Genomic DNA, 20,983 nt, shown 5'->3' on the forward strand with positions numbered 1-20,983 from the left:
TGTCTCCTATTTGTTGCCCTTGCGCTTTTCATATTGTTTCCAAGCCACTCTGTAAACTGGAAAACCAAAATCTAGAATAAAATATGCAATTCGATCTCGTTTAGGTGTCTTGGGATCTGACAAGACTGCTCGCTTATTTTTCTTTAGATAGTCAAGTAATTCTTTCCTAACCTCTACAACAGCAGGATCACCCGAGTTCAAAGTTTGGTTTAAGGTACTAAATCGCGCATATACTTGCCTTCTTAACACCGCTTTTTCCAAATCAGGATATTCTTTCTTAACATCCATTGCCATTTTATCCGTCATCTCTAACAATTCCAGTTTGTTTGCTTTAAAGCCAGAGGTCACAATTGAACCAGAACGAATGACATAGAAATATTTTGGCGAAAATCCGCAAGCAACTTTGGGTGACTGAAGAAAAAGTTTATACGTAGTGCCAATATCTTCAAAAAGTTTACCTTCTGGAAATTTTACATTATCATATAATTCTCTTTTAGTTAGTTTGGCATAGGCACAAGTATCTACCAGGTCATGATAGCACATCATCTCAATGCATTTCTTGCCTGTCAAAACTACCTTCTCACCATTACCACAATCTTCTCTTCGTCCAGTACTGCTAAATACATTCATTAATGAGCACATAGCCATCGGAGCCTCAAAATCATCATCTGCAAGTAAACCAAGCATATATGAGACATAATCATTGGTTACATAATCATCAGAATCAATAAACGTAACATATTCGCCGTGTGCTTTGGCCAATCCATTATTTCTAGCATTTGACAACCCACCATTTTTTTGATGAATTACTATAATTCGGTCATCTTTGGCTGCATAATTCTCAGCTATTTTGCCAGAATCATCCGTTGCCCCATCATCAACCAGAATAATTTCTAGATTATCATAGTCCTGTGAAATCACTGAATCCAAACAGCGCTCCAGATATTTCTCTACATTATAAATTGGAATTATAACTGATATTAGTGGTTGCGTATTTTGCATGTGTTTCTCCAATTTCATTTTCTCAGATATGTTGTAATTACACGTTTAGCAAGATATAACGATGAATTGATATTGGCCTTTATCCCCTTGGTATCCCATTTTCTAACCGTAGTATTGATACTTGGGAAGTATTCGCCGTATCGTTTCACCATTTGTCTGCCAATTAGAACATAACGATAGTCTTCAGATGCTCCTGCTGAAGTATGCCATACTCTTGCCGGTACAACATAATTATCTTTATGATCTAAAAGCGCAATTAAACTTTGCTCAACTGCATAAAAATGCCAACCTTTACATTCAGTAAAAGGATGTTTGTCTAACCACTCATGTTTAACCACAAAAAAGCATTCATCTAAGGTCTGAACTTTTTCAGTTTTACTAATCAGCGTACCAACAGATTCTTTATCAGCTCCTTGGACAATTGTTGTTAAGATTTGGCGATCATTATTTACCAATTTTTGCGGGCTTCCGGCAATTCCTGCTACCCCTAAATTAGGCAATTTTTTGATTTCATTTAGAATATCCGATAATGCATTTTCATCTAAAAAACGAATATCGGGATGCAAAAAAACTAAGTATTCCCCATTGGCTTTTTTTGCAGCATCATTATAAGCTGCTCGCGCTGAATTAAATTGATTATCAGAATTGTCGATTTTTATAAGTTCATAGTCTACATTTACTTGAGTATCAAGATTCTTTTTGAATTCTTGATAGACTGGTTCTTTATTTACAATCGTGATTAGTGAAAATTGACGAGTGTATTTCAATTGTATATCTTCCTTTATTTTGCTTAATCTAGACTCAGTAAACAGTATAGCAAACATTTATACTTTTTCTCTTCATAACTAAATAAAAGCGACTCTTTTAAAGTCGCTCGTACAATTAATCAATAATTTTCTTCCAAGTAATGGCTACAAAAGAAATAATCATCCCTAACAAGCCACCTAGCGCCAAACCAACAACGGCATACTTTTTGGTATGAGGCGTAGTAATGCTCTTTACATCGTCCTTACTTGCTTTAGCCATCAACTTAACGCTACCGGCACCAGGTTGAATTTCAGGAAGCTTTTCTTTTAGCCCTTCAGCAACAGCATTAACCAGCTTAACTGCATCTTTTGGATTATCGGTTGTCACGCTCAAAGACATTACCAGTGATTGAGGACGCGTTTTTGCCTTAACATTATCACTCAGTCCAGCAGCAGTGTATTCTTTTCTTAATTGCTTAGATAGATGCTTACGAGCTGCTTGGGAAATTTCCTCATTTTGAGCAATTTCCTCATAGGTAGTCATCATATTAATGTCATCATTCGTTACAGAATTTGTATTTCCAGTTGATGAATTATTTTCTGAATTCATTTTATGTGAAATCAAAACATAACGCTCAGCTGTGTAAGTTGTATGTTTTTTATGCTTCGCCACGCCAATCATTGCAACTCCACCAAGAACGGCCATAATAACAGTAAATATAAAGGCCTTTACAAATGGTGCTTTTAAATCTTTAACACTGTATTCCTTCAAAACTAAACCTCCAAGGTAGCTAAATCGTGATTTTCATGACGATCGTGCCCTGTTATCTCACTAGCAAACAATGCAATTAAAAATGGATCATATGACATATCCAATAAATGCTGTTCAATCACACAGCTTATTGCTAACATTACCATAATTGCAGCCAAGCGATAATCGCTTGTTAAGACTGATTTTAAGCCAATAATGGTCATCACAGCAATAACAGCTACAAATGTAATTACACCATAGATAATCATTAAGCGCATAAATGATGAGTCAATAAAGAAATACTTACCACCCATTCCTGACTGATAAAAGGCTTTTGAACCAGCATTACCACCAAAACCATGCTCTTGAACCAGATTTCCAAAAACGGATACTCCATATTTCTGAAAAGCCGTGTGCGATAATGCCAATCTTCCCGAAACAATCTTATCAGCAAATATATATGGCTTAGAATGACTATAGAAATAAGCCGCCAGGACAGTAATGTACGCCAAAATTGGTGCAATCATCCAGTAAAAAGATGCCATAAACTTGGAAAAAACCTTCCCTTCAGAGGCTCTCTTGGCAATCCATATGACTGGAATCGTTAGCAAAATAGAAATAATGTCAAGACGAGCCTGAGTTTCAACAGTTAAAAAAACTGCCAACAGTATGAAGGAAAGATATGCTTTCCAATCCAACTTTCGAAAATATACATAACAATATGCCAATACTAAAAAGAATGCATGTGCTGCAAAGTCTGTTGGATATAAAATACCTAATGAGTGTCTTCTAACACCATTTCGAATAAAAACTAAATCTTTAATAATGCCTAGTCCAGATGAGATAACCATGAAGACCAGCATCAATATCCCTATTTTAAGATAAAAATCGATTAATGCATGATAATTTATATCCCTAGCGCTGATAACAAACAACATATAAAGAAATATATCGATTGCATGAGTGCTACGCCAAATAACTACCCCAACAAGAATAACTAAACTATTTATTAAAAAACTTTTGACTGTTTGTTGATCAAAAAAATATACTTTAAAGATCAACAATAAAGCGATTAAGTAAGTTATCCTGACTAATTGATTAGAAGAAACAACTTCTGTATATGTAGATGTTCTTAAAAAAGAGATCACAAAATACATAATAAACGAAAAGAAGTATATTCCTCTACCGGTAATTTTTATATTTTTAATTTTATTCGTTATCTTACTCACATTCATCTCTAAATTCTTCCATAACCATTAAGCAATAATTATAGCTAATATACTATATAGTAAATGTTTTCATCTGACAAGCTATTAGTCATCAACTTAAAGATTTATAGAACTTAAGAATTTAGATAATGCTTCATGCCAATCGATAATTTCAAAACCAGTGGCTTCCGCTTTTTTCAAGCTCATAATGGAATGACGTGGTCGATATGCCTTTTGCGGATATTCTTCAGAGGTAACTGGAGCAACTTCTACGTCCTTATCTTTCAAAATTTCACAGGCAAATTCATACCAAGAGCAACTATCTTCATTCGACAATTGATAAACGCCATATTCACAATGATGATCAACCAGATATGTCATAAATTCTGCCAACGTCCGAGTCCAGGTTGGGCGACCAACTTGATCATTAACTACTGTCAAGCGATCATGATCCTTTGCCAGGCGCAGCATTGTGTAGACAAAGTTCTTGCCATATTCGCCAAAGACCCATGAAGTCCGAATGATGTAATAATCAGTCATGGCAGCTTGAATAGCCTTTTCTCCAGCCAGCTTGGCTTTGCCGTACTCATTTTTAGGATTGGTAGGATCGTCAACTTCATACTCGCCCGTCTTAGTACCATCAAATACATAATCCGTGCTAAGGTAAACCAGCTTGGCACCAACTTTGGCTGCTACTTCAGCCAGGTTGCGAGTACCATCTTCATTTACCCGCCAGTTGATTTCTTTACCTTCGTCTTCAGCCTTGTCGACTGCCGTATAGGCCGCACAATGATAGATTACTGCTGGCTTAAGAGCCGTTACCTGTTCTTCAACTGCTTGACGGTCCGTAATGTCCATATCCTTGGCATCACGTGCATCATAAGCAATTCCGCGTTCATCCAGTAAATGGCGTAATTCCGTCCCTAGTTGACCATTCGCGCCAGTAATTAAGATTTTTGACATTAGTATTTCCTCACAAGTCTTTCTTAATCTTAAAAAATCGCCGAATCACTTGCAATTCGACGATTTTAGCTATTTATTGACCATTCTTAGCGTACTTGGCTTCCACAGCGGCTTTTTCCGCTTCCCACCAATCACGGTGTTCGGTATACCACTTGATCGTGTCCTTCAAGCCTTCACGGAAGTCCGTGTACTTAGGCTCCCATCCCAGCTCTGTCCGCAGCTTAGTAGCATCAATCGCATAGCGCAGGTCATGGCCAGGACGGTCCTTAACGTGATCATAGGCGTCTTTAGGCTGACCCATCAGTTCCAGAATCAATTCCAGAACCTCTTTATTGTTCTTTTCGCCATCGGCACCAATCAAGTAAGTCTCGCCAATCTTGCCCTTGGTCAAAATCGTCCAAACTGCTCGTGAATGATCATTGGTATGAATCCAGTCACGCACGTTCTTACCTGAGCCATAAAGCTTTGGCCGAATACCACTCAAGATATTGGTAATCTGCCGCGGAATGAACTTTTCAATATGTTGGTAAGGACCATAGTTGTTTGAACAATTGGAAATCGTCGCCTTTAATCCAAAGGAACGAACCCATGCCCGTACCAGCAAATCAGAGCTGGCCTTGGATGATGAGTAGGGGCTGGATGGACGATATGGTGAATCAGGCGTAAATTTTTCACCCGGACCTTCACCGTGACCAGGCAAGTCTTCCCGCAATGGCAGATCACCATAGACCTCATCAGTCGAGATATGGTGGAAACGGACATCATATTTGTGGCAAGCTTGAATCAACGTGTAGGTGCCGACAATATTGGTTTGAATAAATGGATCCGGATTCTGCAGTGAATTGTCATTATGGCTTTCAGCCGCGTAGTGAACCACGGCATCAGCTTTTGAAACCAACTGATCAACCAGTTCTTTGTCACAAATGTCGCCGACTACCAGTTCCACCCGATCAGTTGGCAGTCCTGCCAGATTGGCCTTATTGCCGGCATAAGTCAGCTTGTCCAATACCGTGATGTGTTCTACTTCCGGATGATTGTTAACGACGTAGTGAACGAAGTTGGAGCCAATAAAGCCACAGCCACCCGTTACGATAATATTCTTAAATTCCGTCATGCTCACGTCTCCTAGATTTCACCGTAGACAAACGGATTGTCCTTTTCGAATTCCGTCAGGGTTGGCTGCTTGGCATCTTTTTCGGAAGTAATCGCCTTGTCAAATTCAATTGGCCAGTCAATGTTGAGTTCAGGCGTCTTAAACGAGATCCCGCCATCAGCTTCAGCATCATAGTAGTTATCGCACTTGTAGACAAAGTTGACATTGTCAGTCAGCGTCAGGAAGCCATGCGCAAAACCGCGTGGTACCAACAGCTGACGATGGTTGCTGGCAGAAAGAATGTAGCCTTCCCACTGCTTGTACGTTGGCGAACCCTTCCGCAGGTCAACAATGACATCCAAAACTGCCCCGGTAACCACGCGGATCAGTTTGGTTTGCGCGGCCTGACCACGCTGGAAATGCAAGCCGCGTAAAACACCGGCTTGAGTGGACAGCGACTGGTTGTCCTGAACAAAGTCAAAATCAATACCCGCAGCTTTAAAGTCACGATCAGAGTAAGTTTCCTCAAAGAAGCCACGGTGATCGCCAAAGACGGCTGGCGTGATAATCTTAACGTCTTGTAATTTTGTCGTTTGAACGTTTAATTTACCCATTAGTGTTCCTCTTATTTCTGATCTAATAATCGTAACAAGTACTGTCCATAATCATTCTTTTTTAATGGTTGAGCTAATTGGTACAGCTGATTGGCATCAACATACCCCATTCGATAAGCAATTTCTTCTAGGCTTGCAACTTTTAAATTTTGGCGTTTTTCAATAGTTGCAATAAAATTCGATGCTTCCAACATTGCATCATGCGTACCGGTATCAAGCCAGGCATAGCCACGCCCCATTAACTTTACATCTAATTTACCATTACGAAGATATTCAGTATTTACATCCGTAATTTCCAATTCGCCTCGGGCAGAAGGTTGAATATTCTTGGCAATATCAACAACATCATTATCATAGAAGTAAAGACCAGTGACCGCATAGTTGCTCTTCGGATGTTTAGGTTTTTCTTCAATTGATAATGCGTGCATATTCTCGTCAAATTCAACGACGCCAAAACGTTCTGGGTCGTTAACATGATAACCAAAAACAGTTGCGCCCTCACTCTTGGCCGCCGCAGATTGTAATAACTGCGATAAGCCGGCACCATAAAAGATATTATCACCAAGAATTAGGCAAACACTGTCATTGCCAATAAACTCCTCGCCTAGAATAAAAGCTTCCGCCAATCCATTAGGCCGTTCTTGAACTTTATAACTAAAATTCATTCCAAGTTCAGAACCATCTCCCAATAACTTTTGGAATAATGGCATATATTCAGGTGTAGAGATTATTAAGACATCACGAATCCCAGATAACATCAAAGTTGAGAGGGGATAATAAATCATTGGCTTATCATAAACCGGAATTAATTGTTTGGAAATACCACGTGTAATCGGATACAAGCGTGTACCAGATCCACCAGCAAGTATAATTCCTTTCATAATACAGACAGCCTCCAAACTAATATAATTAAGTTAAATCAAGTGTTATTTTAACATATTTAGTACACTTAATTCGTTTGTAAACCAAACTCATAACAATTCTTATCTTAAATCATCAATTTAAAATTGGCTATACATGTATTATTTTTAATTGATATTATTAGTGTTCACCATGTCCCATGATTTTACGTTTCAAGAACTTACCGCCTTTTAGCAGCCAGTTCTGCTTTTCCATAAAGACATAGTTAACGTCAACCGTCCGATACTCTGGATGGCATCCCAGCCAGGTGTCCAACAGCAATTCACTCAAAAATCCAAAGACCCGCTGCTCATATGGCGTGTAGTTGGAATAGTCGATACGCTTTTCTACTTCGCCTAAGACGTCAAACAGCCAAGTGCAGTACTCATCGAGCGGCTGTTTTTTCATAATCATCATGTTGAAATAGTGTGCCTTGGTCCGCTTCATTACGGTTTCAAATGATTTGGCATAGGCAGGATACTTTTTGTTGATAACCTCGCGCGTAACTTCCAGCGGCTCATGTTCATGAACGTGCAGGTAGTGCGATTCGTTGGTCTCAATAAAGTAGTTGCGCTGCTTTGGCAAAACAACGTCATAATCCTTTAACAGATTCTCCGCTTCAGCCGTACTCAAGACCTTGCTTAAATCCTTGTCATGATGCAAAGAGAAGTAGCGACGATAGTGAACCAGGCCCAGTGCATCAACATCTGGCAGGTTTTTCCAGCCCCAGTAAAGCGCGGTCAGTTCGTTATAGTGCGCGTTCTTCTTAGAGATATTGTCACCAGTATTGTCGCCTTGGAAAGTATCGTTAACGTCTGGATGCAGATCCTTGCCGACAAATACCGGCAGATACATTGGATCACTAGGCATTGCGTAGTTTTTGTGCACCGCTACTAAGACTTTAATGTTCACTAATCTTTCCCTCCGACTCAGTAAGCACCAGTATTTTTAAAGATGCTGATAATATTCTTAAACATAATCTTTACATCATACCAATATGACGCATGATCAACATAGCTTAATTCCAGATCACAACGCTCGGGATAGCCGATATTGCTGCGGCCGCTAGCCTGCCAAAGTCCCATGGCACCCGGCTTGACCGACAGGAACTTATCGACGCGATCGCCATATTCCTTGAGTTCTTCTTTAACGACTGGCCGTGGTCCGACAATGCTCATGTCACCCTTTAAGATGTTGATGAACTGTGGGATCTCGTCAATCGAAGTCCGCCGCAGCCAGCGTCCCAGTTTGGTAATGCGTGGGTCCTCATCTGGCTCAAGCTTATAGTTGTTTTCAACGTATTTTTCATAAAGCTGGATGTTGGAATGCAGGATCTCGTCAGCATTAACGATCATTGAGCGAAACTTGTACATTTTAAAAGGCTTGCCGTTTTTACCGATTCGGGTCTGCTTAAAAAACAGCGGTCCCTTATTGTCGCCAAAGCGGTTGGCAATCCAAACGCCTAAAAACACTGGACTAAAACAAATCAAAGCGAGCAGCGACAAAACGATGTCGGTCAATCGCTTAAAGAAAAGATAGGTCAGTGATTGTTTTTTTATTTGACTTTTTTCCATGATTTCCGTTGACTCTGTTTCTTCAATTTGATTTTGCATAATATCACTTAAAACTCTAGTTAAGATTTTTGAAAGCAATTCCTTATCAAAACAATACTTTCTACATAATACCAGTAAATTATGAATTTAAAAAGACATTTTAAAACTACTGCCGTTTTCAAGCGTTCTCATGCTCATTCAGCCAATGTTCAATCTCATCCAGGTCAAAACCCTTTCGATACAGAGCCTGCTTAACTTTAAGCCGTCTTTCATAATCCGTCGGCGCGCGTTTTTCATAGCGCCGCCAAGCCTTTGCCGCTTCTTTGGCCAACAGTTCGTCTTCCTGCTCAAGATCAGGCTGCGGCGTCACAGTGTCCTTGATCTCATTGAACAGATCAGCCGCATATCCATTCGTTGCCAATCCCTGCCGCACCTTTTCAGCTTGGCGACGCGCCGGCAGCTTGCCATAGCGTTTAAACAGCTTTTTGGCCAGCTTGGTCGCGTTCTCCAGCTGCCGCTCCGGGGTGAACTGCGCCAGGGCACTGTCGATATCCAATTCGCCGATCTGCTTTTGCCGCAGTTTCTGCCGAATCACCTGGGGCCCTTTCAGTTCAGTATTCATCACCGTGCGTACGTAGCTGGCCGCGTACTCGTGATCATCTAAAAGATGGAGCCCGCGCAGCTTTTGCATCACCGGTTCAATATCTTCAGCCGGGGTCTTGAGCTGACGCATCTTCTCATAGACGTCATGTTCCGTTCGCAGCTGGTGAGCCAGATAGTCCAGCATTTTATTATAGGTCTTGGCAATCTCATCATCATTAGAAATCTGGGCCAGCTGTGCTTGATCGAGTTCCATCCCCTTCATGAGCCGGTACTTGATCAAGACGCTTTCAGCTACGGCAAACGCATACTTGCCATCAAGATAGATATTATAGCGGCCAGGACGTTTTTGTGCTTCAATTTTTGAAATTTTCGCCATTTCTTAAAAACTTCCTCACTTTAACCAAATATAAGTCCAACTGTTCAAAGCGCCAGCAGATCCTTCCCTGGCGTTTTTATTTTTATTTATGCTCATCATAATGGTAGCGGTCGTTAAACTCGCGATGCCGCATCTTGCGCACGTACTGCCAAAGATGCTTCTTTTCCTTGATCTCGCCGTCATGGGCATCCTGCAGCGTGGCATTGATGGTGGCCCCGATCATGATCACCATCCCGGACAGATCCAGCCAGATCATCAGCACGATAAACGCCCCAATCGTTTTATAAGACGTAATGTTATGGGCAAAAATCATCGTGTAATAGGAAAAGACCCGGGAAAGTCCCATCCATAAAAGATCCGCAATCAAGGCACCCGGAATCACGTAGCGCAGCTTGACCAAAGCGTTGGGAACAAAATAATACAGCAGCGTTAAGAACACAAACAGCGCCCAGAAAGTAACCGGCCACTTGATCGACCTAAAGAACGTGACGTATTTGGTACTAAAACCCAAGATCGGCTGCAGGCTGCTCAAGGTCTGTTCGCCAAGCCCATATAAAATCACCAGCGTCGTCACGATAAGTAAGATGACCAGCATCCAAAGAAACGACACGGCACGGTTGATGATCGGATTTTGGTTTTCCGCGACCCCATAGGCATGATTGACGCTGCGCTGAAAAGCCGCGATTCCCAAGCTGGTGGACCATAATGCCACGATCGCACCCAAAGTCAATGTGCCGCCGTTCCCATGCTGCAGGAAGTCATAGATGATCGGTCTTAAAAAGTCATACACTGATTCTGGAATCGCCGTCTGCAGATAGTCCAAGACGGTTTTGGCATTCAGCCCCAACATTGGCAGCAGGTTACCGACCACGATGATCGCCGGAAAAACCGACAGCAGCGAGTAGTAGGCCAAGACCGCCGCTGACGCTGAAACCTGTGCCATGGTGAAATGCTTAATAAAAAGCAGCACGAAATTTTTTATTTTATTCGGCTTTTTGTCCATGGTTAACCTGCCTTATCTCAGAAATAATGTTTTTAATTTTATCAGATTATCAGCACGGAGCGACAATGCAATATCAAAAAATATTATATCACGAAATAAAAACGCCCCTCTTATCTTGAGGAGCGTGCGTTCACCCGGTTTACGCGGGTATTGTCTAACTATTTCATCATACCATTTTTCAACAGGTACTGATGACCAGTCGTCAAATCGTATTGAACCAACTGATAGTCGTGCCAGAGCTGCCGTTGTTTTTTAGTCAGCTTGGCTTTGGCAACGACTTTTCCTTGCTGGTTGATAAACTGCGCGGTGGAATTATAAGTATTGGTAGTACTTTGACTGGTATCCATCGCGGCAGCCGGCAGTTTTTGCCAGACATCCGTCAATAATGCCAGATAAGGCGTCACCTTTGAGTTGGTCTGGGCCGCGGCCATGGCAATAAAGTCGTTTGGCACGACATAGCCGGTACTCTTGGTCAGATTCTTGGCGCCCTGTTTTCTAGCGGCGCGGTTGGAGTAGATAAAGTAGTCGGTCTCATGCATCTTTAATCCATCCTTAGCCATGTCGTTTTGGTAGATGCCAGGCAGATGATCGCCATAAAAGACTACCGTGACGGGCTTATTCAACCGATCAATCTGCTTAATGAACTTGGCGACTGCTTGATCGGTATAGTGAACGCCCATTGCAAACTGCTCTACTTGGTCGGTCGATGTCCCGTTTTTGGCACTGGCATGATAATAGTCAGCGCCATCGTAATAATGCTGATCATAAGGAAAATGATTCTGCATCGTTACAAGATTGACAAACAAGCCATTGCCGCCGCGCTTTAGCTGATCCAGCGTATTGGCATATGAGGTCGCGTCCGAAAGATACTGACTGCGGCCAATTCGGGACTGATGCTTAATCGAATACTTGCTGCCCAGGTACATAAAGCGATCAAAACCGAACTTCTGATAGACCGCGATCCGACTGTAAAAGACGCCGACGTATGGATGAATGGCCATCGACGTTTTAAACAGCTGGTTGATCGACCAGGCCTGATTCTGAAACGGTACCAACTGGGTATAAGGCGTTGGCAGGGTTGGCGAAAAATTGCAAAGCGCCAGGCCAGTCAAGGTCATGTATTCCATATTGGCCGTCCCGCCGCCATAGCCCGAACTGATCATCAAGCCGCTGGTGTTGTTTTTCTTCAATCGCTCAATGTTAGGCATTGGATCATGGGCCAGCTTGATGCCTGGCACGCGACGCGGATCAGAAAAACTCTCACTTAGATTAAAGATAATGTTTTGTTTAGCCAGATCGTTTTGCCGGGTTTGATTGATCCGCCGCGCCTCTTTTTGATAGCGCTTGGCAATTGCAGCCATCTTAGCCTTTGAATATCCGTTGGGCTGATTCATCACCTTAACGTCAAGATTATTCATAAACTGAATCAGCGGACCATTAATGCGGGCACCGGTCAATTGATTGTAAAACATTGCCTGATCGCCCATCCCAGTCATAAAGGCATTAACTGCTGATCCTTGATTGTTCCAAAACAAACTGCTGCCAAATGCCATCACGGTCACGGCCAGCCAGCCGATTTTTGCCGGCAGCTTGATTTTAGCAACGGGATAACGTTTTTCCAGGCGAACGACGATCATGACCAAAAGCAGCACCACAATCGCAGCCACGACCCAGATCCAGCCCTTGACCATCTTAAACAGACTGCCATATGCCTGATACATTCTGACCTCAGATGGCAGAATCGGCTCATTGCGAGCGGCAATCTTAATTCGGTTGGCAACGATCATCAGCATCACCAGGGCTGTGGTCGTTCCCAAAGCTGCCCAGTAGCGATTGAACAATGCCTGCAGCGTCTTGGCGATCAAACCGTACAGAATCGTTGTCAAAAGCAGCATGTTTTGGCAGGCAAAAACCGTATAAAGGAAGACATTATACGAACTTCCCGTATTTGGGGCCAACTGCCAACCGCTGTTCATCAATATAAATGAAACGACCGCCAGAACATAACAGCTGCCCCATAACAGGACCGTGCTCCAGTTTCGCTGCCACCACTGCTTAAGCCATGGCCAGCATTGACCAAGACTGGTTGGCAGAGTCGCGATCCAGTTGTTCAAGCGCCGCATCAAGCCGGTTCGTTCAAGTAGCCATTTGCCAAGCCAGCGCAACAGCACGCCCGCGATAATAACGATGACTGCGCTTGCCAACAGGAGTCCCATTTTGGCAATCAGATTTTCAAAATGCCCAGCTGCCAAACCGATAAAATGCTGTTCAAGCAGCGGCTGTTGGGCAATCGCCACCGTTCCCAGCATAATCCAGTATGCCTCGTTATGCCGATCGCTGACCACTCCCTCAACCTGATCAGCCAAGCGGCCAGGCATGCTCAAAGCCAGACTCAGCAGCAGCGCCACGATGATCAGGCAGAAATTGTTTAAACTGGCAATCCGGCTGGCCGTTGACATGTCATTATGCAGTATGATTGAGATCTTAGGCATGATCATCGCCATCACACCGGTTGCCGCCAACAGACCACCAGCAGCCAAGAGCAGCCTCCGCTTTGACTGTGGTCGCCACTCGGCAGTCAGCGCGCCTAATGATAAAATCAGCAGCGTGCTTAAAATCGTATTGCCGCTGCCCAATCCCCAAAGGTCGCGATTATAAACTGTCGTCGTCAAAAACAGCAGCAGAATCGCCAAAATCAGGCCCATTCGCTGATTTAACTTGAGGTCAGCCAGCCAGCGACTGCTTATCCCCCCTAGAACGAAAGCGGTTGCCAGTGGCATGGCGTTGCGCGTAATCGGCATGACGGCATCTAAAAGACTGCTGAACTGAAAGCTTTTCTTCCAAAACAAATCCAGCAAGACTGCCAAGATGCCAATGGTTACCATCAACAGCCAGCTGCTGACGACGCGGACTTTAGCCAATCGCAGCCGCGTCATCATCTTGCCCAGCAGCATCAAAATCAAAAGTTCACTAACGATCAAAATAATGTGAATCAGCTGCAGAATCATCAAGTGGGCATTATTTTCCTGATAACCGACAAATGGCAGCCGACCATCCCACATCCACAGATTCATCACTAATAAAATACTGGCTAAGCCAATTAAAGTTCTTCGTAACGTTCTACTCATCTTGCACCCATCATAAATAAAAGACGTGGTGGATCTTGGCAGCAAACCAAGGCATCACGTCTTTAGTAACGCGTAATTATCTTATGGACTATTTCATGTACTTTTTGGCAACTTCTTTAGCCAGCTTAGCGTAGTGCGCCAAGTATTCAGCGTAGTTGTCATCATACAGGTAGGCGGCATCGGCTTCTGGATCTTGGGAAGTCAAGATCTTAGGGCCTTTGTCGGTAACTACCAGCGAGTGTTCGTATTGACAGCTCAGGCCACCATCTGCCGTTTTAGCCAGCCAGCCGCTTGGATCACTGGTATCAGCTTCCCAGGTACCAGTGTTGATCATGGGCTCTACGGTAATGGTCATTCCATTGCGCAGCCGCGTTCCCTGTCCCGCCTTGCCATAGTGAGGCACCATTGGATCTTCGTGCATCGTTGGTCCAATACCGTGGCCGACAAATTCGCGCACGTCGCCATAGCCGTTCTCATCTTCCGTGTAGTGCTGAATGGCCGCGCCAATGTCCCCAATCCGGTTGCCGACCTTGCATTGATCAATCCCCAGATATAATGACTTGTAGGTAACGTCCATCAAGCGCTTGACCTCATCACTGGCCTTGCCAACCGCGTATGACCAGCAGGAATCACTGTAGGCGCCATCCAGGTTCACGACCGTATCAACCTTGACCAGATCGTTATCCTTAAAAATCAGCTTCTTGCGAGGGAAACCGTGACAGATCTCATCGTTAACGCTGATGCAGGTTGCGTACTGGTAGCCTTCAAAACCAATCTGAGCGGCAATTGCATGCGCCTTTTTGAAATATTCACGGGCAAATTCTTCAATTACCCAGCTGGAAATGCCAGGCCGAATGATTTCGCGCACCCCAATGTGCATCCCGGCTAAAACGGCACCGGACTTTTCCATCGCTTCAATTTCGCGTGGTGACTTTAAACTAATCATCCAGAAAGTCTCCTTAGTTTATAAATTTTAATATCTTATTTAGTATATCACTCAAGGCCGCAAAATAATTCTGTGTTATACTATCCGTTGCGAATTTATTTACGAATCTATTTACGTGGAGGGAAAAACAATGGCAAAAGCATTGGTCGTATATGCCACGATTACTGGTAACAATGAAGACGTTGCCGATATTATTACCGAAGCTTTGGAAAACCAAGGCGTTGAAGTTGAAGAAACCGAAATGACGATGGCCGACGCGGCTGATTTTGAAGACGTCGACATCTGCGTCGTCTGCCCATACACTTATGACGAAGGTGCCCTGCCTGATGAAGGCCTGGACTTTTTCGATGACTTAAAAGAAGAAGATCTGAGCGGCAAGGTTTATGGCGTGGCCGGCTCAGGCGATACTTTTTATGAAGACTTCTTCTGCCTGGCTGTTGACAAGTTTGGCGAGGCCTTTGAACAAACTGGTGCCGTTAAGGGTGCTGACAACGTTCACATCAACCTGGAGCCAGATCAAGACGATATCACCAAGCTGGACGCATTTGCCAAACAGTTGGTAGAAAAGGCAGCTCAAGACTAATGACTGAATTATGGAATAAATATAAAAGCGTCATTGCCTACCTGTTTTGGGGCGTGGTGACAACCATCGTCAATATCGGCGTGTTCCAATGGCTCAGTTCCGGCATTCACTGGAACTACCAACTTGCCAACATTATTGCCTGGTTTGTTTCCGTTCTGGTCGCTTATTTAACGAACAAGGTCTGGGTCTTTGGCTCACACTATACGACGTTCCGCGCTTTTATCGTGGAGTTTATCAAGTTCTACTTCTATCGTGCCTTGACGCTTTTGATCGATATCGTCTTCATGTACGTCGGGGTGACGCTTTTAGGCTTTGACTCCGCCATCCAGCAGTTGGTCGTTAAGATTTTGGACAATGTCGTCGTCGTGATTGCCAACTATATCTTTTCCAAGTGGCTGATCTTTAAGTCCAACGACAAAATCGCCAATCGCTAGGTATTGCCAGACTTACGAGATTAATCTGACTGGCAACCGCAAGCTAAGCCCGATTGTCAGAGCGCTGACTCGAAAGATAAGCTCTAAAACTTAAATTTACTGACTTTGAAGCCGGGATTCCGAATTCCAAAGAGAAGATTCGGCTCCTAAACCAAACAGCATCGCGTGATCCCAGATTTTACCAGATCTGCTATCACGCTATTTTTGTCCATTCATTTATGATGCGGCCCCAATCCAGCTCGTTCATTACCTGCATTTAACGGAAATATTGTTCAAATAGATAAGACTTCAAAAATTGCTGTGGTCATTTATCTGCCATGCGCCGAAAATGAAGCAAACGTTGTAATCGAAAAACTTGCAACGGTCCAAAAGCAATCTTCTCCATAAATGTGGGCATCTACTCGACAGCTAGGTAATTTCAAAGGGCGCAACGGGTCAACGCCTGATTCCCTTCACAATCCGCCGATCAGACACCACTGAATCATAGTTAACCGTCACTCAATCGCCGCCAAGCATCATCGACCTCAGTCAAATGTCAGCGAGCCATGGCCTGTCATGATCAAAGTCCCCGTCAAATATCATCCGCGACACTTTCCAAATTGGGCAACGAGCAGCGACTGGTAAATTCCATTACCAGTTTCAGTACAGGAGCAGGCAGCAAACAAGTCATTCCTCAGTCTTTGGCCATTAAATGACGCCAGAGATTGCCGGCAGCCGTGTTGTGTGACCGCTCAGTTTACCAAAGACAAGATTAACTGAGCGAATGGGCTGGCACTGGTTGGCTTTAACGAAAAATTTAGCCTACTACCAAAACAAGCCGCTACCCAATTAAGGATGACGACTTGCTGAAGAACTACATTAAGTTAAATTAAATGATCCCATCCGGATTCGAACCGGAATCGACCGCTTAGGAGGCGGATGCACTATCCAATTATGCTATGGGACCGCAACAAGAAATATTGTCGCACATTTATGTTCAATCGTAAAGTCAACAATATCTCTTTAATGTTGAATCTGAATCAGGCATGCCTTGTATTTGAAACGATGCCACCCCTATCAGACAGAGATAGCTAGGCGGAACCGAGATTTCACTTACTTAATCAATATCCATCAGCGCCAAGACTATTGATCAGATTGTTTTTCCGCCATGCGACGGTGCTTGAGACGAATTCCCTTATTTTTGCGATTCTTCTTGCGGTTTTTGCGCTTAGCCGGCATCGAAAAGCCATCCAGCGTATTGTGAATGCTCTTTTTAACCTCACGCTTGCTTTCCCGCTGTTCTTTTTGAATCGCACGGCTGGCTTCTTTACGCACCGGCATTTTGGCTGCTCCATCGGCCGGTTTTTCATCGGTGACGGCTTTTTCACCAACAGTCAATTCCGTAAACTGATAGTCGGTATCGGCCAGCAGCTTTTTCAGATCACGAAAATCATGATCACTGCCCAGGTTGATTACCAAGCCGGGCTCCCCCTGCCGTCCCGTTCGGCCAGTTCGATGCACGTACTGATCGACAGTGGTAGGCAGTTCGAAATTGATCACGGCTGGCAGTTTGGGAATGTCCAACCCCCGCGCGGCGACATCAGTGGTCAAAAGCAGCTTTAACTGACGCTTGCGGAATTGACGCAGTGCCGTTTCACGTTCTGTTTGCCGCTGCTTGCCGCCTAGAGTTGCCGAAGCGACGTGCTCATGCTTCAAGCGACTGGCCGCGTAGTGCAGCGTCTTGATACTGTCAAAGAAGACCAACGCCCGAAAATCCTTGGTGTGACTCAACCGATTAAGCATTGCCGTTTTTTGACTCATCGTTCGTGCATAGACCAAGCCATGCCGAACCGGTCCACGGCTTTGATCCGTTTCACGAACGTCATAAGTGATGATGTCGCGGCCAAACATGACGCTGAGCTGATCAAAGGCTGCCGAACTCGTTGCCGAGAAAAAGGCCAATTGCGCGTTGAGCGGTGTGGCGCGTTCAATATCTTCGACCACCGCCTGCGTATCATCGCGCAACAGATCATCGGCTTCATCAATCACCAGCGTCTTCAGCCGGTCAAGCCTCAAATCGCGATTGTCCAGCATATGCAGCACGCGTCCCGGCGTCCCGACTACGACATCTGGGTGCTGTTTTTTAAGCATTGCCACTTGCCGCCGCAGATTGGCGCCACCAGTCAGCGAGCGCACCTTGACCCCGATCAGATTGGCCCATTCGCGTAAAACTGCCGTCGTTTGAATTGCCAGTTCCTGCGATGGTTCCAAAATCAAAATCTGAACGCCGGCACCGGGCTCAACTTTAGGCAAAAGCGGCCAGGCAAAGGCCAGCGTCTTACCAGAACCAGTTGGCGCGATTCCTAAGACTGATTTTCCAGAAGCTAGGGTTTCAGCAACCGCGGTCTGAATCTGCGTTGGCTGCTGGAAACCTTTTTCATCAAAAAGTTGTTGAAATTGTTCGATCAACAGATATCCATCCTTTAATTTAGTCAGTTGATGTCTAGCGATTATCGTCAGCTGGGAAAGTCAATTCAGCCGAGCGACGCAGATCATACATTACCGTGTTGACCTTGCGCGCCAGATCGAACCAGCGACGATATTTAGCCTGTTGTTCTGGATTTTCCGGATCATTGAACAGATCAGCAAAATCGTTAAGCTCATCAACCATTGAGTTTTCATAAAATTTGGCTTCCAGTGGGTGGGCCTGCTTTTCACTGTCATAGTAGGTTACTTTGGTCGTGTCAAAGATTGAGTCAAAGACCAGCGTATCCTTAAGACCGTACACTTCAGAAACCAGATGCGAGTTGGCCGTCTTACCAAAGTTCAGCGTTACGGCAAACTTGTCATACTTCAAAATGGCGGTGTCCATCCCATCAACACCGCTTGCGACCATCGTTGGGAACAGCACGACACTGTCCGGAACGCCAAACAGAGTAACGGCACCATAAACAGCGTAAACACCCAGGTCCATCAATGCCCCACCGGCAAATTCAGCCGTGAAGATGTTTGGATATGGCTTGTCGCCGGCAATTACCTTGTCATAGCGAGAAGAATACTTCATTACCGTAATGTTGGCACCTTGAATAACCGGCATCTGCTTGAGTTGTTCTTCAGCCGCATGGAAAAGACCCGTGTGAATGTGACGAGCAGCTTCAACGACACGGGCCTTTGGGTGGGCTGCCAAAAGCGATTCAATGCCCTCAAATTCGTTTGGGTTGACAAAGGCAGGCTTTTCAACAATTACGAATTTGTCATTTTCGATTGCTAAGCGAACCTGTTCATAGTGCAGGCTGTTTGGTGAGGCAACGTAGACCACGTCAAAGTCGCCTTCATCAAAGAAATCTTCCAAACTGTCAAAAAACTGCGTGGCTCCATATGGCTTGCCGAACTTTTCAGCATGTTCCTCAGTTCGCGAGTAAACCGCCGTCAGTTCGTACTTGCCCGTGGTTTTAGCCGCGTCAAGCATTTGATCAGTAATAATGTTAGTTCCAATAATCCCCAATTTTAGCAATTCGATCACTCCTTTACAATTGCTACGTTTCATTCTAACAATTATTTTCAGTTTTTAACAGAAATGAAATCTTTCTATAACACAAAGCTGTGTATAATTAAAATCGTAAATTTATGATCAAATGAAAAATCAAGTTAAATTGAAGGGGATTGAGCAGAATGAAGAAAAAAGGAATGTTGCTTTTCGGTGCGGGACTAATGGCTGGAATCACCAGTTCGTTTGGTTTCAGCCGATCTAAGAAACAGAATCATCCCGTCGCGGCCTTGCCCGTTTTCTATGCCGGTACCTGGAAATACTATGATGAAGAGCGTGACCGTTCGCACATTATTACGATCTCACCAGAACTCAAGCTGGGAATCGACAACCAATTGATTCCGGCTACCGTTCAGCAGGTCAGCGCCGAACAGCTCGTCTACTTGGACAAGTTTGGCTACCACATTACGATCCAAGCCAATGAACAGCGCCCCGCCAAGCTGATCGATGAAGCCGATGACCAAGTATACTATATTCAACCGTGCAATAATTAATTTAATTACGTTATGACTCATTCACATTCACGACGTTCCGCGACGGACGCCGTTTTTTTATTGCCTTCAGTCTTAGCGATGGCACTGGTTAGATTATTTGAGATTGGTTTGCGGGTCGCCATTGAAATAAGTTTGGAACGATTTAACTTAAGCTGGTTTGATGGTACAGATGAGTTCGGTGGGCCTCCTGATTTTCCAAAGGCTGTGGCGATTTTAATGGCAAATGTGGCTGACGAGTGTTCGACACATGATAAGGAGTCCTCAAAGCAGTTGTTTCCACCAGTGTCTGTTCGTCGACAACCGGTGCGATGCAGTTAAAACTGCTGACCGATTCTCATCCTTGATAAAACATAAGCCGCAAAGGATCAATCGGTTTACAATTAAGGTAAAACCAAATGGAAAGAAGCGATTTGATGATTAAGAGTTTAGCCGTTTACTGTGGCGCGCATCTAGGCAATGATCCCATCTACCAAGCAAGGGCCGCGGCGTTTAGCAAAAAGATGGCGCAAAATGGCATTGAACTGGTCTATGGCGGTGGCAAATACGGAACCATGGGCGTGATTGCCAATGCCGTACTGGATAATGGTGGCAAAGTCCATGGCGTCATCACCAGACAGCTATACGAACGCCAAACCGCACTGGATCGCGTTGAGGATCTTAAAATCGTTTCTAACATGGACGTGCGCAAGGACTTGATGATGGATCTTGCGGACGGACTGGTGGCGCTGCCCGGTGGAATCGGCACGTTGGAAGAAATCAGCGAGGCCTTTTCATGGATGTCCTTAGGCGATAACGCTAAACCAACCGCGCTTTATAACGTCAACGGTTTTTATGACCCCCTACGTAATATGTTGCGACGCATGCACGACACTGGCTTTTTGGAACAGTCATACCTGGACGCGATCCATTTCGCCCATTCATTTGACGACTTGATGAAGTTTATGAACCATTACCATGCACCAGCTCGCCGACAGTACCGCTAAATTAGACACACTCTGGCAAACTCACCTCAAACAACCACGCCAGTATGCGTATTTACTGTCTGCGCCAATCTTCAATT

General features: G+C 44.3%; 20 protein-coding genes and 1 tRNA gene. 4 read left to right on the forward strand and 17 right to left on the reverse strand.

What is annotated here, in order from left to right:
• Window positions 1–6: 6 nt before the first annotated feature.
• The 14 genes from H0G69_RS07785 to map all read right to left on the reverse strand — a co-directional run bounded on the left by H0G69_RS07785 (window position 7) and on the right by map (window position 14,886).
• Window positions 7–1,002, reverse strand: coding sequence for a glycosyltransferase family 2 protein (locus H0G69_RS07785; protein WP_240164337.1), 996 nt, complete (start codon window positions 1,000–1,002; stop codon window positions 7–9).
• A gap of 14 nt (window positions 1,003–1,016) precedes the next feature.
• Entirely contained in the window at window positions 1,017–1,769 is a 753-nt protein-coding gene (locus tag H0G69_RS07790) for a glycosyltransferase (RefSeq protein WP_240164338.1), read from the reverse strand.
• A gap of 115 nt (window positions 1,770–1,884) precedes the next feature.
• Window positions 1,885–2,520, reverse strand: a complete 636-nt coding sequence (locus H0G69_RS07795) for a YveK family protein (RefSeq protein WP_180304622.1) — start codon at window positions 2,518–2,520, stop codon at window positions 1,885–1,887.
• Between the two features lie 2 nt (window positions 2,521–2,522).
• Entirely contained in the window at window positions 2,523–3,734 is a 1,212-nt protein-coding gene (locus H0G69_RS07800; RefSeq protein ID WP_180304623.1) for a hypothetical protein, read from the reverse strand.
• Between the two features lie 90 nt (window positions 3,735–3,824).
• Window positions 3,825–4,670, reverse strand: a complete 846-nt coding sequence (rfbD, locus tag H0G69_RS07805; protein ID WP_180304624.1) for a dTDP-4-dehydrorhamnose reductase — start codon at window positions 4,668–4,670, stop codon at window positions 3,825–3,827.
• Window positions 4,671–4,743: 73 nt separating this feature from the next.
• Window positions 4,744–5,784, reverse strand: a complete 1,041-nt coding sequence (gene rfbB, locus H0G69_RS07810; protein WP_006499897.1) for a dTDP-glucose 4,6-dehydratase — start codon at window positions 5,782–5,784, stop codon at window positions 4,744–4,746.
• Between the two features lie 11 nt (window positions 5,785–5,795).
• Window positions 5,796–6,377 carry a dTDP-4-dehydrorhamnose 3,5-epimerase gene (rfbC, locus tag H0G69_RS07815; RefSeq protein WP_006499898.1) on the reverse strand — a complete coding sequence of 194 codons (582 nt, stop codon included), beginning with the start codon at window positions 6,375–6,377 and terminating at the stop codon, window positions 5,796–5,798.
• Window positions 6,378–6,388: 11 nt separating this feature from the next.
• Window positions 6,389–7,258, reverse strand: coding sequence for a glucose-1-phosphate thymidylyltransferase RfbA (gene rfbA, locus H0G69_RS07820; protein ID WP_180304625.1), 870 nt, complete (start codon window positions 7,256–7,258; stop codon window positions 6,389–6,391).
• Window positions 7,259–7,418: 160 nt separating this feature from the next.
• Complete coding sequence (locus H0G69_RS07825; RefSeq protein WP_033934954.1) at window positions 7,419–8,189, reverse strand: DUF4422 domain-containing protein; 771 nt, start codon at window positions 8,187–8,189, stop codon at window positions 7,419–7,421.
• A gap of 17 nt (window positions 8,190–8,206) precedes the next feature.
• On the reverse strand, window positions 8,207–8,854 hold the full coding sequence (locus H0G69_RS07830; RefSeq protein WP_205311112.1) for a sugar transferase: 648 nt from the start codon (window positions 8,852–8,854) through the stop codon (window positions 8,207–8,209).
• 154 nt (window positions 8,855–9,008) lie between these two features.
• Window positions 9,009–9,809 (reverse strand): recombination regulator RecX, encoded by an 801-nt coding sequence (recX, locus tag H0G69_RS07835; RefSeq protein WP_180304627.1) that lies wholly within the window; start codon window positions 9,807–9,809, stop codon window positions 9,009–9,011.
• 82 nt (window positions 9,810–9,891) lie between these two features.
• Window positions 9,892–10,812, reverse strand: a complete 921-nt coding sequence (locus H0G69_RS07840) for a YihY/virulence factor BrkB family protein (RefSeq protein ID WP_056968661.1) — start codon at window positions 10,810–10,812, stop codon at window positions 9,892–9,894.
• Window positions 10,813–10,970: 158 nt separating this feature from the next.
• Complete coding sequence (locus H0G69_RS07845; protein ID WP_180304628.1) at window positions 10,971–13,940, reverse strand: LTA synthase family protein; 2,970 nt, start codon at window positions 13,938–13,940, stop codon at window positions 10,971–10,973.
• An 88-nt stretch (window positions 13,941–14,028) separates the two neighbouring features.
• Window positions 14,029–14,886 (reverse strand): type I methionyl aminopeptidase, encoded by an 858-nt coding sequence (gene map / locus H0G69_RS07850; protein WP_033934957.1) that lies wholly within the window; start codon window positions 14,884–14,886, stop codon window positions 14,029–14,031.
• A 130-nt stretch (window positions 14,887–15,016) separates the two neighbouring features.
• On the opposite strand from map, the gene H0G69_RS07855 reads away from it, so the two are divergent.
• On the forward strand, window positions 15,017–15,469 hold the full coding sequence (locus tag H0G69_RS07855; RefSeq protein WP_033934958.1) for a flavodoxin: 453 nt from the start codon (window positions 15,017–15,019) through the stop codon (window positions 15,467–15,469).
• Entirely contained in the window at window positions 15,469–15,903 is a 435-nt protein-coding gene (locus tag H0G69_RS07860) for a GtrA family protein (protein WP_006499906.1), read from the forward strand. Before H0G69_RS07855 ends, H0G69_RS07860 begins: the two co-directional genes overlap by 1 nt.
• Window positions 15,904–16,776: 873 nt before the next feature.
• On the opposite strand, the gene H0G69_RS07865 is transcribed toward H0G69_RS07860, so the two are convergent.
• From H0G69_RS07865 to H0G69_RS07875, 3 genes are all read right to left on the reverse strand, one after another.
• A tRNA-Arg gene (locus tag H0G69_RS07865) sits at window positions 16,777–16,849 on the reverse strand.
• Window positions 16,850–17,025: 176 nt separating this feature from the next.
• Window positions 17,026–18,351 (reverse strand): DEAD/DEAH box helicase, encoded by a 1,326-nt coding sequence (locus H0G69_RS07870; RefSeq protein WP_180304629.1) that lies wholly within the window; start codon window positions 18,349–18,351, stop codon window positions 17,026–17,028.
• A gap of 34 nt (window positions 18,352–18,385) precedes the next feature.
• Entirely contained in the window at window positions 18,386–19,396 is a 1,011-nt protein-coding gene (locus H0G69_RS07875; RefSeq protein WP_033934960.1) for a Gfo/Idh/MocA family protein, read from the reverse strand.
• Between the two features lie 158 nt (window positions 19,397–19,554).
• On the opposite strand from H0G69_RS07875, the gene H0G69_RS07880 reads away from it, so the two are divergent.
• Window positions 19,555–19,923 carry a DUF4828 domain-containing protein gene (locus tag H0G69_RS07880; protein ID WP_006499909.1) on the forward strand — a complete coding sequence of 123 codons (369 nt, stop codon included), beginning with the start codon at window positions 19,555–19,557 and terminating at the stop codon, window positions 19,921–19,923.
• A gap of 413 nt (window positions 19,924–20,336) precedes the next feature.
• Window positions 20,337–20,906, forward strand: a complete 570-nt coding sequence (locus H0G69_RS07885) for an LOG family protein (protein ID WP_180304630.1) — start codon at window positions 20,337–20,339, stop codon at window positions 20,904–20,906.
• Window positions 20,907–20,983: the final 77 nt, after the last annotated feature.

It is taken from the genome of Limosilactobacillus mucosae (assembly GCF_013423865.1).
Taxonomy (GTDB): domain Bacteria; phylum Bacillota; class Bacilli; order Lactobacillales; family Lactobacillaceae; genus Limosilactobacillus; species Limosilactobacillus mucosae.